The 15032-nt window shown below is 49.9% G+C and carries 16 protein-coding genes and 1 riboswitch; of the genes, 11 read left to right on the plus strand and 5 right to left on the minus strand.

From position 1 onward, the window contains the following. Positions 1-16: 16 nt before the first annotated feature. Both BMW65_RS08950 and BMW65_RS08955 read right to left on the minus strand, forming a co-directional pair. Positions 17-901: a DMT family transporter gene (locus BMW65_RS08950; protein WP_090604721.1), complete on the minus strand. Its 885-nt coding sequence runs from the start codon at positions 899-901 to the stop codon at positions 17-19. A 23-nt stretch (positions 902-924) separates the two neighbouring features. Then, entirely contained in the window at positions 925-1788 is an 864-nt protein-coding gene (locus BMW65_RS08955; protein ID WP_090604723.1) for an oxidoreductase, read from the minus strand. A gap of 321 nt (positions 1789-2109) precedes the next feature. On the opposite strand from BMW65_RS08955, the gene BMW65_RS08960 reads away from it, so the two are divergent. Further along, positions 2110-3096, plus strand: coding sequence for an aldo/keto reductase (locus BMW65_RS08960; protein WP_090604725.1), 987 nt, complete (start codon positions 2110-2112; stop codon positions 3094-3096). Positions 3097-3188: 92 nt separating this feature from the next. Beyond that, a complete protein-coding gene (locus tag BMW65_RS08965) occupies positions 3189-4109 on the plus strand; it encodes a helix-turn-helix domain-containing protein (protein WP_090604726.1) in 921 nt (306 codons plus the stop codon). Between the two features lie 63 nt (positions 4110-4172). Here the strand turns inward: BMW65_RS08965 and BMW65_RS08970 are convergent, their stop codons facing one another. Further along, positions 4173-5114, minus strand: coding sequence for an AraC family transcriptional regulator (locus BMW65_RS08970; RefSeq protein WP_090604728.1), 942 nt, complete (start codon positions 5112-5114; stop codon positions 4173-4175). A 190-nt stretch (positions 5115-5304) separates the two neighbouring features. Between BMW65_RS08970 and BMW65_RS08975 the strand changes: the two genes are divergently transcribed. From BMW65_RS08975 to BMW65_RS09015, 9 genes are all read left to right on the plus strand, one after another. Next, a complete protein-coding gene (locus BMW65_RS08975; protein ID WP_090604730.1) occupies positions 5305-6243 on the plus strand; it encodes a helix-turn-helix domain-containing protein in 939 nt (312 codons plus the stop codon). Positions 6244-6343: 100 nt separating this feature from the next. Then, positions 6344-7111, plus strand: coding sequence for an SDR family NAD(P)-dependent oxidoreductase (locus BMW65_RS08980; RefSeq protein WP_090605396.1), 768 nt, complete (start codon positions 6344-6346; stop codon positions 7109-7111). 20 nt (positions 7112-7131) lie between these two features. Next, positions 7132-7224: riboswitch (TPP riboswitch) on the plus strand. A 36-nt stretch (positions 7225-7260) separates the two neighbouring features. Further along, on the plus strand, positions 7261-8061 hold the full coding sequence (gene thiM / locus BMW65_RS08985; protein WP_090604732.1) for a hydroxyethylthiazole kinase: 801 nt from the start codon (positions 7261-7263) through the stop codon (positions 8059-8061). Then, positions 8051-8692, plus strand: coding sequence for a thiamine phosphate synthase (gene thiE / locus BMW65_RS08990; protein ID WP_090604734.1), 642 nt, complete (start codon positions 8051-8053; stop codon positions 8690-8692). Before thiM ends, thiE begins: the two co-directional genes overlap by 11 nt. Next, positions 8689-9528: a bifunctional hydroxymethylpyrimidine kinase/phosphomethylpyrimidine kinase gene (thiD, locus tag BMW65_RS08995; RefSeq protein WP_090604736.1), complete on the plus strand. Its 840-nt coding sequence runs from the start codon at positions 8689-8691 to the stop codon at positions 9526-9528. The genes thiE and thiD overlap by 4 nt, the downstream gene beginning before the upstream one ends. Continuing rightward, positions 9515-10162: a thiaminase II gene (tenA, locus tag BMW65_RS09000; RefSeq protein ID WP_090604738.1), complete on the plus strand. Its 648-nt coding sequence runs from the start codon at positions 9515-9517 to the stop codon at positions 10160-10162. The genes thiD and tenA overlap by 14 nt, the downstream gene beginning before the upstream one ends. Positions 10163-10447: 285 nt before the next feature. Next, positions 10448-10963 (plus strand): DinB family protein, encoded by a 516-nt coding sequence (locus BMW65_RS09005; RefSeq protein ID WP_090604740.1) that lies wholly within the window; start codon positions 10448-10450, stop codon positions 10961-10963. Positions 10964-11017: 54 nt separating this feature from the next. Next, on the plus strand, positions 11018-11431 hold the full coding sequence (locus tag BMW65_RS09010; RefSeq protein ID WP_090604742.1) for a DUF6157 family protein: 414 nt from the start codon (positions 11018-11020) through the stop codon (positions 11429-11431). An 85-nt stretch (positions 11432-11516) separates the two neighbouring features. Further along, positions 11517-13079, plus strand: a complete 1563-nt coding sequence (locus BMW65_RS09015) for a M61 family metallopeptidase (RefSeq protein ID WP_090604744.1) — start codon at positions 11517-11519, stop codon at positions 13077-13079. Positions 13080-13137: 58 nt separating this feature from the next. Here the strand turns inward: BMW65_RS09015 and BMW65_RS09020 are convergent, their stop codons facing one another. Both BMW65_RS09020 and BMW65_RS09025 read right to left on the minus strand, forming a co-directional pair. Beyond that, positions 13138-13962 carry a dienelactone hydrolase family protein gene (locus tag BMW65_RS09020; RefSeq protein ID WP_090604746.1) on the minus strand — a complete coding sequence of 275 codons (825 nt, stop codon included), beginning with the start codon at positions 13960-13962 and terminating at the stop codon, positions 13138-13140. Positions 13963-14023: 61 nt separating this feature from the next. Next, positions 14024-14974, minus strand: coding sequence for an endonuclease/exonuclease/phosphatase family protein (locus BMW65_RS09025; protein ID WP_090604748.1), 951 nt, complete (start codon positions 14972-14974; stop codon positions 14024-14026). Between the last annotated feature and the right edge of the window lie 58 nt (positions 14975-15032).

Here is a 15032-nt window from a genome sequence, read left to right on the forward strand (position 1 = left end):
ACATAGGATTAAAAAGTTATTTCAATGTTGACTTGGGCATATTATAAAATAAGGCCGTTCCCGCCATGATGGTCAGCCAACCGATCAATTGCCCCCAAACCGGCATTTCATGCAAAAATACGAAGGAAATTAAGGTTGCGAATACCGGATTGAAATTGATGATGAAGCCGGATTCTGCTGCGCCGATGTGTTTTATCCCGACATTGAAGAACCACTGGGCCAACGCTGTCGAAACGACCCCCACCAGCAATACCAGCGAAAGGAGGTTGATATCCCAATCGGGCCATTCAAATGATTGGAATCCGATGGGCAGCAGCAGCACCAACCCGATAATTGCCGAATAAAAGAGGGCATTGAGCGGGCTTATGGTACGGGTTGCATACCGGGAGCATACGGCTGATAGGCCAAAACTAAAAACTGCTACCATCATCCATAGGTCACCGGGGTGGAATTGCAAGGTACGCAGGGCGTAAAGATTGCCTTTGAAAACCATTACCAGCACCCCGAAAAAAGCCAGCAAAGCACCAATGACCTGTATCCAGCGGAACCGTACCTTTAGCAGCGCGGCCGACCAGAATGCGATTGTCAGTGGGTTCATGGCAGATATCACGGCAATGTTGATGCCCGTAGTTGTCCGGTAGGCTTCAAACATCAGCAGGTTCATCAGCAACACATTGAACACCGCCATGCCTGTTATGTACAGGATGTTTTTCCGGCTGGGGAAATCAAACCCCTCGGTTTTCAGGATAATCGGAATGAGCACCGCAATGACAATCAGATACCTGAAAAACAACAGCGTTACGGCATTCACCGATTCCAGGATGACGCTCATGGCGATAAAGCCCGTCGCCCAGCAGAAGCTGGCGGCGAACATGAGTATGATGGATTGTTGACGGGACATGAGCTGTTCTTTTAGTGCATCAATTAATTAGTCGTCGTGGACTGATGAACATCGTCATGGTCCGTACTGGTCACGACATCCAGCCAGTCCTGTATGTCCAGCTCGAAAGCGGCTGTTTTTGTACGGTAGGCTTTTAGGGTATCGTTGCCCAACGGAAGATGAACAGGCGGTTGCTCTGCATCCGCAAGCTTTACGAGCGCTTTTGCCAGTTTTGCCGGGTCGCCCGGTTGCTTATAGCTTACTTCACCTGCATAGACGCGCATTTTTCCGGAAGTCTCCGCGTAATCATCAATTACCTGCTTGGCGGTGTTAAGCGACGAACCATCGAGAAAATTGGTGCGGAAGTAGCCGGGTTCGACCGCCGTTGCATGTATTCCCAAAGGAGCCAGTTCTTTTGCGAGTGCCTCTGTAAGGCCCTCTACGGCAAATTTGGTGGAATTATACAATCCCCATCCGGCAGAACCGGTTAATCCGCCTACGGAGGAAATATTGATGACATGCCCGGAACGCTGTGCCCGGAAATGCGGCAATACTGCCCGCAGTACGTTCAACAGCCCGAATACATTTGTCTCATACATCTGGCGGATTTCGCTGTCGCTGCCTTCTTCCACGGCACTCAATAGGCCAAAGCCTGCATTGTTGACCAGTACGTCAATTTTTCCAACATGTGCCAATGCTTCTTTTACGGCGGCATTGACACCCGCTTCGTCGGTAACGTCCATTTCAATGACCAATAGGTTGCTACTGCCGAATTGTGCTGCCAATTGTTCTTTCCCTTTACGAACGGTAGCAATTACCTGATCACCTTTAGCTAAAGCTGCTTTGGTGATTTCAAATCCGAAACCCCTGGAGGCTCCCGTGATGAACCATGTTTTATTAGTTTCCATAATGATTAATTTTTTTGATGAATTTTTATACCACAAAGTTCGCAGGATAGCCGCTTGCACGGGATATGCCGTTCAAAGTCGTTTTTATGAATTTCAAAGATGGCCTTTTTGAAGTATCCATCATTCGGATACATCATTCGATGATTCGGCAACATTTTTCGACCCGCATGAGCACAACTTTGCCAGTGTATTAAAACCGGTAAATAGTCGTTGCGATGACTGATATCAAGACAAACAAAAAGATACTAATTGTAGGCGCGGGTGCCATGGGAATCGTCACAGGCCATTACTTGAAATGAATTATTAATAAAAAATGAATTTATGAAAACGAAAAACTTAGGAAACCAGGGGCTTGAAATTCCACTGGTCGGATTGGGCTGCATGGGTATGAGTCCATCCATCAATGTAAACACCTATGGTAAGGCGGATGAAAAGGAGTCGATTGCCACCATCCACCGCTCCTTGGAACTGGGCGGCAATTTTCTGGACACGGCAGACCTTTATGGCCCGTTGCACAACGAAAGGCTGGTGGGCAAGGCCGTCAACGGAAACAGGGACAGCTACATCATCGCCACCAAATTCGGTTTTGAGATTGATGACAACGGGCAACTCACCTGGCGCATCAACGGTAAGCCAGAATATGTGAAAAAAGCGGTGGAGCGTTCCTTAAAAAACTTGGGGACAGATTACATCGATCTGTACTACGCGCACCGCCCGGATCCCGAAGTGCCCATTGAAGAAACCGTGGGAGCGATGGGCCAACTCGTGAAGGAAGGAAAGGTTAAATACATCGGTATCTCTGAAGTAACCGCAGACCAAATCAGGAGGGCGTATGGAGTATTTCCGCTTACCGCCGTGCAGAATGAATACTCGCTGTTTGAGCGTGCGGCCGAAGAAGATGGCGTGTATGATACCACAAAGGAATTGGGTATTGGATTGGTCGCGTACTCGCCGCTGGGCCGGGGTTTCCTGACCGGACAGATCAAAAGCCCGGATGATTTTGATGCCGATGATTTCAGACGTTCCATTCCGCGTTTTCAGGGTGAGCAGTTTTACAAGAATATCGAGCTGGTGGATGAAATCAACAAACTCGCGGCAGAAAAAGGTGTGAACTCCACGCAGCTTGCCCTTGCGTGGATCATTGCCAGGGGCATTACGCCGATACCCGGCACGAAGCGGGCAAAATATGTGGAACAGAACATCGCGGCCGCGGAAATCGTGCTTACCGATGAAGATATGAACAGGATAGATGCGATTATCCCTGTCGGAGCGGAAACCGGCGACCGGAATATTCACCAATCCTTTTAGAAATCGAAATACCACCGGCAAGCTGCTTCCGACAGGTGAAAACAGCTTGCCGGTGATTTAAATTATTCGCTAAAATAAGTAGATTTGAACGAATGAATAAGCACCAGCAATTATTCTATACGGTCAATACCGTTACCGCATACCATGAGTTGCTGCATCTGGACAAACCGGAGCACCCCATGGTAAGTGTAGTTGATTTTTCAAAAGTCAATTACAGCAACCCGATGCCCGGCACATCGGTCATCCTGAACCTCTATTGCATTTCCCTCAAGCAAGGTGCCGATTGCGTACTGCGCTACGGTCCGAAGACCTATGATTTCAGTGAAGGGGTCATGTCTTTTTTCAAACCCGGTCAAGTACTCAGTGTCGGGCATCAATCCGAAAATGTAACAGACGGCTATATGCTTACTTTCCATCCGGATTTTATCCAGTCGTTTGCTTTATCGAATAAAATCAGGAAATACGGGTTCTTTGATTATCGGGTAACGGAAGCCCTTTTCCTGTCGGAAAAGGAAAAAAAGCATATCCGTGAGATCATGGCAGGAATTGAACAGGAATACCAAACCAATATCGATGGTTTCAGTCAGGAGGCCATCGTCAGCTATATTGATTTGCTGCTGGTGTATGGCAATCGCTATTACAACCGTCAGTTCATCACCCGCAAGCCGCAAAGCGATGACCTTTCAACCCGGTTCGAGCAACTATTGGATGAATATTTTTCCAACGAAGACGCGTTGGTCAGCGGGTTGCCTTCGGTGCAGTATTTTGCGGACAGGCTGCATCTGTCGCCCAATTACTTAGGCGAAATGCTGCGGGTATCCACCGGGCAAAGTGCGCAGCATCATATCCAAAATAAAATAATCGAGCTGGCTAAAACCCTTTTATCGACCACCCGTTTATCCGTTGCGGAAATCGCCTACCAATTAGGGTTTGAAAGGCCACAATCATTGAATAGGCTTTTTAAGAGCAAGACCAATAGTTCACCGCTGGAATATAGGGCATCGTTTAATTGACAGCCCTCACTTGGTATATTATGCAAATGCTATGGCAATGTTTTTAAACGCTGTCGCGGTTCGCTATTTATGATCCCTCGGTTTTGACACCTTATATTCCTTTCTGAATTCATTGGGAGTTACGCCGGTGTTCTTTTTGAAAAACTGGGTAAAATTCGGTTGATCCGCAAAGCCGATGGCAAACCCTATATCCTGTAAAGGCCAATCTGTCTGCACCAATAACGTTTTGCTTTCATCCAAGATCCTGCTTCGGATATGTGTGCTCACATTCTGTCCGGTATGTTTCTTCAATAAAGCATTCAGGTGGTTGGGATGCACAGCCAGTTCCGAAGCAAATTCTTTAACGGTCTTTATTCTCAGGGGTTGGCTGTAATTGATATGAGCAGCTTCCTCTTCCAATAATTGAAAAAAGTGATGTACATGCCTCAATTCTTCGTTGATCGCATCCGGTTTAGGGAAATTGGCCGCTTTCATCGTTTCCACCACCATCAATTGGATGTATGCCTGTAAACTATCCTCAACATAATCCCCGCCGTTTAGCGCTTCCCGGTGCATTTTTTCAAAAAGTTCGTCAATAACGGCTGTTGTGTCGCTGGCCAGCCGTACCACACTTTTTGCAGCGTTGTTAAATAACGGATACCTTTCGATAATGGCCCTTAGCGCAGGAAACTGCTCGATGTATCTTTTCTTGAACAGGCAATAGTACCCGCCAGAGTGGTCCGACAGGTTCTTCCACGAAATAATTTCGTTCGGATGGATAAACAGGATGGTCGGATCTTCGATGTAATAGGTATTGGCTCCCAAGGTAAACACGCCGATGCCTTTCGTAATGAACAGGATTTTGTAAAAATCCCGACGGTTGGGCGATAAATAGTTTTTGCAGGCGAATAACTCCCTGTTGAAAACACGGATGTTCCAGTCTTCGTAATAATCCCTTGTTACCGGTGTGAGATCGGGTACGTCGCGCAATTGTTCAATAATCTGTATGTCTAATGTCTGTGCCATTGGTATTCACTGAATAATACACAAATCTACACTTTTGGACTATTAATGGAATACCTCGTTTCCACCATCTCAATACCTGCATTCGCGACAGCGATGTTGTTTCAGTTCCTGTTTTCAGATGATAGAAGAAGTGATTGCGGTTTACGGGAAATTTTACGAAATTTGAATTTCGCAACTAATCGTGTCTTCCATGAAAGAGATCAAATCCACTTCGCTCGACGAGTTCTATCAGCAGGCAGCTGGCTTTACAGGCAAGGCCATCAGCGAATTACTGCCTCCCGGCATCCATAAGGAGATCGGCCATTTCAACATTTTCGATATTGCTGCCACCATCGAAGATGTAAAACGGAAAAATGCCATGCCCTACAATCGCCGGGCCTATTATAAAATCAGCCTCATCCGTGGCCGTAACCGGGCCGAATATGCGGATAAAGTGATGGAAATTGAGCGGAATGCCTTATTGTTTGCCACGCCCAAGGTGCCTTATCACTGGATTCCGATGGATCCCAACCAATCGGGGCATTTCTGTGTGTTTACGGATGAGTTCCTAATCAAAAATAAAAGCGGTGTCGTACTGGATGATCTGCCGATTTTCCAATCGGGCGGGTATCCGGTTTTTGAGATCGGGGATGAAATGGCCGATGAAATCGAACACATTCTCCTTAAAATGAAAAAGGAAATTGCCTCCGACTACGCATTCAAATACGATTTGCTGCGCAATTATGTGCTGGAGCTTATCCACTACGGACAGAAGCTGCAGCCGGCCACGGCACTATCGAGCACGCAGAATGCAGCCGCCCGCGTGGCAGCGTTGTTTGCGGAGTTGCTGGAACGGCAGTTTCCCATTGAGTCGCCCCATCAGCAGTTGCAGCTGCGCACCGCAAAGGACTATGCCGACCGGTTGGCTATCCATGTAAACTACCTCAACAAAGTGCTCAAGGCACAGACGGGAAAAACGACCACTGAAATTATTGCCGGCAGGGTGGTACAGGAGGCCAAAATCCTGTTGAAACAAACCGACTGGAATGTCTCTGAAATTGCATATAGTTTAGGCTTCGACGAAATCGCCCACTTTTCCAACTTTTTCAGGAAGCAGACCGCATTTTCTCCATTGGCCTTTCGATCCTAAGAGGCTTGGTTTGAATTTTGCAATTATTGGTTTGCTCCTTGCAAACGGATGCTTGCCGTTTTGGCCCATCTTTGTGCCATCAAAACAAAAAGATAAAAAGATGGAGAAAACAGCAAGCAAGATAGCACTGGTAACCGGGGGTAGCCGGGGCTTAGGTAAAGACATGGCACTGAAACTGGCCGCAAAAGGAATCGGCGTCATATTGACATACAACAGCAACCAAGCGGAAGCCGAAAAGGTGGTGGCAGCGATAAAGGCTGCCGGGCAGCACGCAGCCGCCTTCCAATTGGATACCCGGAATAGGCAGTCGTTTGGGCCCTTTATCCAACAAGTGACAGAACACCTCCAAGCGGAGACCGGCAGCCCGAATTTTGATTTTCTGATTAACAATGCCGGGACGGCACTCCACGCCGACTTTGCGGAAACAACCGAAGAGGAAGTGGATGCGATCGTCGACATCCATTTTAAGGGCGTGTTTTTCCTGACGCAAAAGGCGTTGACTTACCTGAATGACGGCGGACGGATCATCAACATTTCCTCCGGCCTCGCCCGTTTTTCGTTTAATGGCTCATCAGCATATGGTGCGATGAAAGGGGCCATTGAGGTGCTTACACGCTACTTGGCCAAAGAATTGGGCCCCCGTGGCATCGCGGCCAACGTGGTGGCACCGGGCGCTATTGAAACGGATTTCAGTGGTGGCGTAGTGCGCGACAACAAGGAACTGAACACGCAGATCGCCAGCCTGACGGCATTGGGCCGCGTGGGATTGCCCGATGATATTGGGGGCGTGGTGGCTTTCCTCTGCACTGACGAGGCCCGGTGGATCAATGCTCAGCGTATTGAAGTGTCGGGTGGGATGAGTCTTTAGCAAGTTTTTCGTACCTTTGACATTGGCTTTAGGGGTATTCTGAAAAGAATTGAGAGAGACCCTTCGAACCTGATCCGGCTGATACCGGCGTAGGGAAAAGCAGACCAAAGGAATCGCTTTATCCCTACTTTATTAAAGAAGAATGCAATATGGAAAAGCGACTTTGGAATCATGTGCTGACGGTGCGACAGCAATCCCCCCTTGTACAGAACATCACGAATTTTGTAGTCATGAACAATAGCGCCAACGCCTTATTGGCCGTGGGTGCATCGCCCATCATGGCACATGCGGAGGGCGAATTGGCGGATATGGCGAGGATTTGCCAGTCGTTGGTCATCAACATCGGTACACTTGACGACTATTGGTTTGAGTCGATGTTGCAGGCGTCAGCCACTGCCCAGCGCTCCGGCAAACCCTGGGTGCTGGATCCCGTTGGCGTGGGAGCTACGTTGTATCGCGACAATGCCATCAGCCAGTTGCTGGCTTTACAGCCGACGGTGGTGCGGGGCAATGCTTCCGAAATCATGGCCCTGGCCAAGGCCAATAACAAGGCTACCAAAGGAGTGGACAGTACTGCTGCAAGTGATGAAGCCCTGGATGCCGCCAGGTTTATCCGGTATCGGTACGGTAGTGTGGTGTGCATCTCCGGCGAGGTGGATATCGTGGTGGGCGAGGGCCGTCCCATTTATATCCGCAACGGCGACCCGCTAATGACTAGGGTCACTGGCTTGGGGTGTTCGGCCACCGCCATTATCGGTGCCTTCGTTGCCGTGGTGGAGGATGTCGTGGAAGCGGTGAGTGCGGCCATGGCGCTGTTGGGCATTAGTGGTGAGCTGGCGGCTGCCGAGAGTGCCGGACCGGGCAGCTTGCAAGCCAATCTGCTGGATAAACTGTATAACATCACGGAAGAGGAATTTGCCATGCGGATTCGGGTTTCACATGAAGGCTAGCCGTCCATTCCCGTATCACCTGTATCTGGTGATATCTGAGGCCGACTGCCGCGGCAGGGATCCGCTGTGGGTGGCCGAAGAGGCCATTCTTGGGGGTGTGGATATCATCCAACTGCGGGAAAAGCACGTAGCTACCGACGTGTTTCTGGATAAGGCGGCGCAACTGAAACAAGTTACGGATAGGCATCGGGTGCCTTTGATTATCAACGACAGCCTGACAGTGGCGATGGCGGTAGGAGCGTTTGGCATCCATGTAGGCCAGCAGGACACCCCGCCCAGCGAAGTCCGCAGGGTTTGGCCGGATTGCCAATTGCTGGGCTATTCCATCGAGCAGCAGGAGCAACTGCAAAGTCGTGAAACCGCAGCGGCAGATTGCCTTGGCGTCAGCCCCATCTTTAGTACGGCTACGAAGACCGACACCGTGACGGAATGGGGAATCGCGGGTATTCGTCAACTCCGCGGGCTGACGGACAAACCCCTGATTGCCATTGGCCGGATGAACGCCGGAAATGCCAGGGAAGCTATCCGGGCGGGTGCCGATTGCATCGCCGTGGTCTCAGCGATCTGTGCGGCCGATAGCCCACGGAAGGCTGCCAATGAATTGAAAAACGTAATCAATAATGCCTTATGAGTACAAAGAAATACCGCTATCCTTCAGTGCTGACTATTGCCGGATTCGACGGTAGTGGCGGCGCTGGTATTCAGGCGGATATCAAAACCATCTCGGCGCTGGGATGCTATGCCACCTCGGCGCTGACCGCACTGCCCGTACAGAATACGCAAGGGGTACGGGCCATCTATCCGATTCCGTATCAAGCGGTACAGGAGCAGCTTGAAACCATCCTTGATGATATTTTTCCGGAGGCCATCAAAATCGGTATGGTGCATACCGGCGAACTGGTGGATACCATCGTCGATACGCTGGCCAGCTATCCGCGCGCCCCGGTGGTGTTCGACCCCGTGATGGTAGCCACCAGCGGCGACAAACTCATCGAAGATAAGACTATTACAACGATTGTGGAGCGGTTGTTTCCCATCGCGGCTGTTTTGACCCCCAATATGGACGAGGCAGCTATCCTGGCCGAAATGCCAGTACACACGTTGGACGACATGTACATCGCTGGAGCGAAAATCCGCAAACTGGGTTGCCGTTCGGTATTGCTTAAAGGTGGACACTTGGATGCACAGCGCCTCACCTCATTGTATTTCGATGCACAGGGGGCAGTCCACGAATTTAGCTTTGACAAATTTGAGACCAACAATACCCATGGGTCGGGTTGTACGTTGTCTTCGGCAATTGCCAGCTATATCGCTCTGGGGAAGAATTTGTTGGAAGCTGTACATAAAGGGCAGGAGTACGTGCATCAAGCCATCCTACACGGCAGTGATGTGCAGGTAGGCAAAGGCAACGGCCCATTAAACCATTTTTTCAATCCACAGCAACTCACGAAATATGACCTGGTCTGAACACGCCTGGGCGACAATTGAGCCGATTTACCACGCTATCATTGCCATGCCCTTCATCGCCGAATTGCAGGAAGGCACGCTGCCCATCGAGAAATTCCAATTCTATATGGCGCAGGACTCCGGCTACCTGGAACACTTTGGCCGGGCACTGGCGCTTATCGGTGCGCGAGCCCAGGACACGGATGATGCATTGACGTTTATGCGCTTTGGCGAAGGGGCCATTGTGGTGGAAAATGCGCTGCATGAGTCGTATTTCCGGGATTTCGGCGTGACCGAACGTGGCGTGCTTGAACCCACCTGCCACCACTATGTGCATTTCCTGAAAAGTACTGCTGCATTGGATCCCGTGGAAGTGGCCATGGCTGCGGTGCTGCCCTGTTTCTGGATTTATAAGGAAGTGGGCGACCATATCTATGCACATCAACGTGCCAGCAAAAATCCTTATCGGCGATGGATAGATACGTATGCCGGGGAAGACTTTGCGACATCCGTAAGGCAGGCCATCGGCATTTGCGACAAGGTAGCTGCCTCCACTACGGATGAAATGCGGGCACGGATGGGCGAAGCCTTCATCACGGCCAGCCGACTGGAATACCAGTTTTGGGACAGTGCGTATCGCTTGGTCAGGTGGTAAGCCATCTTACCCTTTTTTCTGCTTTTCTCCTGCCTTTCTTTTGCCGTAATGCGGGCTGGATACGGGTAGTATGCGGGCCGTATCTGACATTTTCCCGGATACGTCTCGGATCGAACCCGCATCGTATACGCATTACGGTAGAAGCAAGGTAAAAGAAAGTTGGGAATTAATGGGGACAGAAACGCGGATTGTGTCCCATTCCACCCTTATGATTGTCGCAACCTGCCACGGTATCGCTTAAGGATAACTGGTAAATTTGCTGATGTACAGTTAAAGTAAACCGCTATGCAAGACAGTTTATCACGCGCGCTGGAAAATGCCTTTGACGAATTGCTGGTTGCCTTATCTTCGCTTGACCAGGAGGAGCTGAATACCGTACCTTTCAAGGGAAGTTGGACAGCCGGACAGGTGGGCGATCACCTGCACCGGTCTTACGACGTGGTGGAGTGCCTCACGGGTCGCACGGAGACGACGCAACGCGATCCCGGGGCATACATCGCTCCATTAAGTGAACAGTTCCTGAATTTCGAGATCAAAATGCAATCGCCGGATTTTATCCTGCCGACAGATGAACCTGTTGAAAAAGAACAACTGCTGAACGGTCTTAAGCGGCGAACATCAGCTATTCTTGATTTTGCAGTAAGCGGTGCGGACATGACGTTGACCTGCCTTGATTTTGAATTGCCCACATTAGGTACGCTTACCCGCAACGAGTGGCTTAATTTTGTGCTGGTACATACGATGCGGCATAATTACCAATTGGCCAATATCATGCACCGATTGGATAACACGCTGCCATAGGGTTGTCACCGGTATGTTGTAACTTTGCAGCTACATATCAGTTATTGTTAGCTAATGGACGTACATACCACCAATTACCAAAATACCCTTATCGCCGTGGCAGACGACTGCCCGGTAGCGAGGGGAGAAGTTCCGCCAATGAAAGGTGACAAAAAGACCGTGGCCAATATCGCATTTGACATGGTAGCCCACCATCCTTACCGGTATACCTCGGACGATGTGTTATTTCAGGCCTACGCGGAGCGGCATGATCTGACCGCCGGTGAACTGGACGAAGCCCGAAAAGCATTTTTCTCCAAGGGACAGCCTTGCCTGCGGGCATCGCCACTCACAAAACGCTATGGGTGGGGCGTACATAGTGATGAACAGGGAAAGGTCGCCTTATACGGCCGTGAAACCCCCGAGTACGATCGGCTTCTCCAAGATGAAAATATCAAAGTGGTGAAGGCCATGAAATCCAGCCGGTAGCCGATGCTGACCATGTCGTCTCTCAGCGGCAGCGGAGCGATCGATAAAGTTGCATATAAAAGCAACTTTATCTAAGTTTGGCGCCATGTATAAAATAAAGAACGCACTTCTTCTCCTATGTGCATTGGTGGCTTCCATACAGGTGCTATGGGCACAACGCTACCAATATACGGTTGACCTGACTAATCTTCAGGATGATAAATTCAAGGTGACGCTCCTTGCGCCACAGGTTTCGGAAAAAACGGTCGTCTTTGCACTACCCAAAATTATTCCCGGTACGTATGCCGTCAGCGATTATGGCGCTTTTACTTCCAATGTGATAGCCGAGGATAGCAAAGGTAGGCGCTTGCCGGTAAAACAGTTGAACACCAACCAATGGGAAATCGGCAATGCGAAGAAACTTTACCGCATTACGTATGAGGTGGAAGATATCTTCGATACCGATAAGGAACACAAGATCTATCCGATGGCAGCCACTAACATCGAAGAAAAAAATGTGGTGGTACATACGCCCGGGATTTTCGGTTATGTGGAAGGCCAAAACAAACTGCCCATCGAATTGACATTTGAAAAGCCCGCTGATTTCTACGGGTCGTCGGCCAAATTGCCGGTGGAAAGCACGGCTACGCGTGATGTTTTCCATATGGAAAGCCTGGACGATCTCTACGATACACCCATCATGTACGGCGTGCCGGACACCACGACCGTGAAGGTGGGCAACTGTGAAGTGTTGGTTTCGGTATATTCACCGAATAAGACCATTACATCCGGTGAAATCGCGGATTGGCTAAACGGGTTGTTGCAAGGCGCCCGTAAATACCTCGGCGGCAAGCTGCCAGCCGACAGGTATGCATTTCTGTATTATTTCAAAGACATGCAAATCCAGCAGTCGTTCCAGCTGGGAATGGCTGGAGCGTTGGAACACACTACCTCATCGTTTTATTACATTCCGGAACTGCCGGCCAATGTACTGAAAAGCATGTTGGTGGACGTATCGTCACATGAGTTCTTCCATATCATTACGCCATTGACCATCGCGTCAAGGGAGGTTAAGGAATTCAACTACGATACCCCGGTACTGTCCAAACACTTGTGGCTGTATGAAGGCACCACCGAATATACGGCCCACCATGTGCAGGTACAGAGCGGCATCAACACTGCCGAACAGTTTCTGGACAAACTTGCCGAGAAAATCGTCGACTCCCGGGAGCACTACAACGATACCTTGTCATTCACCCAATTGAGTAAATACGCGGCTTCCACATATGCCGATCAGTATGGGAATGTGTATCAGAAAGGCGCACTGATTGGAGCCTGCCTCGATATCTACCTGCTCCATTTATCGGAAGGTGGATACGGATTGAAAAACCTGACACATGACCTCGGTATCCGCTATGGCAAGGATAGTTTTTTTGAGGATGATGAACTTTTTGATGAAATCGCCCGGCTGAGCTATCCGGAAGCTAAGGAATTTCTCCTGAAGTATACGCAGGGAAATACATCGATACCGTATGAGGATTTTTTCGGTTTGGTGGGCGTTCGTTACCAGCCCGGCGAAGCCAAGAAACTGGTGATTGATGAAAACGCCAGTCCACAAGAGGAACAACTGCGGACGATATGGTTGACAGGCACAGCGCCTTGTAATTAAGAGCTGTACCTGTTGTGCACTACACTACTGCGCCCTGCATGTCGGGGCGTTTTTTTGCTCAGTGCAAGTGTTGTTCAAAAAAAGCTTTCATATCATTCCACGAAGCCGTGTCGGCCTCAGCGTTGTAAGCAATGGGAAGGTTGAATTTTTTGCCGGTCTCGGTGGCTTCCGGATTGGTGAAGGCATGCGTAGCACCGGGGTATTCCTTGAATACGTAGTCGGCGCCGATACTGTCCAGCTCTGCCTTGAATGCCGTCACATCACTTTCAGGAACATTGGCATCCTCGGCGCCGTGGCAGATGAGGATAGGCGTAGTGAGCAATGTTTTATCGGCAGGTACGCCTTTAAGCCCACCGTGAAAACTCACCGCGGCTTGCAGTTGGTCGCCCAATTTGACCGCGTTGAGCACCATGGATCCCCCGAAACAATAACCAATGGCAGCAATACGGGTGGTATCCACCCCGGGAAGCGATTTGAGTTGGGCCAGTGCGGCGTCAAAGCGCTGCTTAGCAGCCTGTGGGTCTTGGTAATTCGGGCCTGCCAACGCCATGGCTTCCTCCGGATTGCCGGCGGTTCGGCCCTGGCCATACATGTCTACGGCAAACGCTACGTAGCCCAGTTCAGCCAGCTCGTTTGTTCGACGCTTGGTATAGTCATCCAGTCCCCACCATTCATGGACGACCAGTACGGCAGGTTTTTTAGCGGTATCCGCAGGATAGGCCGCGTATCCAATGGCGGTATCACCAACGGCTTGGTAGGTAACGGATTGGGTTGTGATGGAATCAGTAAACGCTGTTGACTCCGAGGAACTTTGCTCTGTTGCGCCGCCGCATCCCATGGCGAGCAGCGCTGCTGAAATTAAGGTTGTTGTAATTGTTCTCATCGATTGAATTTTAGTATTGCAAAAATAGAAACAATTTTGATCTATGTGGTTTTGGAAAAAATCAGGTCAAAAATTCCGCCCAAAGTGGAAAATGATCACTGATACGCCAGGAGAGCTGGCTCTCTGTATAGGCCCTGTTTTGCAGAACTTTACCACGGAAATCGTACACGCCCCCGCATGAATAGCTCATGGAAAGTTCATTTTCAAACCAGGCAATCTGATCGTAGAAGGAATACGTTTTCTTGAAGATGGTGCGGTTGATGTCCTGTAAATCCAGGGGCACATGCAGGCCCTTGGAAATAAAGGCTTTATAAGTAGGGTCGTCAGCCTTTTGGATGTTGAAGTCGCCCAATGCAATGAGGCTGTGCTTCCAGCTGTGCAATTCATCTGCCCAGTCGCGCACCCAGTCGGCGACGGCCTGCAACTCGGGTATGCGCGAAGCAGGGGTGCCGTACAATACATGCAGGGTGAGCAACACAAAGGTCTTGCCCCCAACAAGGAAACTTACTCCATAGGGCGTGCGGGCAAATTGCCGTTGGAGTGATTGGTTATCCAGGTTGCGGTTTTGCTCCAGCACGTCATCGGGAATCACCACTTCACACGCTAGTCCGGAAAGCTTCACCTTCCGCGTGTCAAACAAGAAGGCTAGGCGTTCGTCGTTGCCCGGACTTCCCTTGGTGACATCGGTCATGAGGAACCCCCAATGAGGGCCCATGAGTTTCAATGCATGGCGCAATGCTTTAAAGTTGCCTTTGACTTCCTGGACGGCAATGATATCAAACCGCTTCAATATCGTCACGATACACAGCAACGATTGCAGGTCTCTTTTGGGGCTTTGCTGGTCGGACGCCTGCCATGCTTCCGTCAGTCCGCCGAAGGCACGGATATTCCAGGTGCAGATAAGTACATTGCGATCCAATTGCTTGGTGGGCAATTGTTCATTGAGATTGGCCGTCAAGAGCTCCAGCTCTTGCAGCACATCTTGGGGTGGGATATCCGTAATCTTGGGCATGGGAGGGGATGCTATGTTGATGCCAAGTTATTTAAAAGTTTCCGGTAATTTTAACTTT

This window comes from Parapedobacter koreensis, assembly GCF_900109365.1.
Taxonomy (GTDB): Bacteria; Bacteroidota; Bacteroidia; order Sphingobacteriales; family Sphingobacteriaceae; genus Parapedobacter; species Parapedobacter koreensis.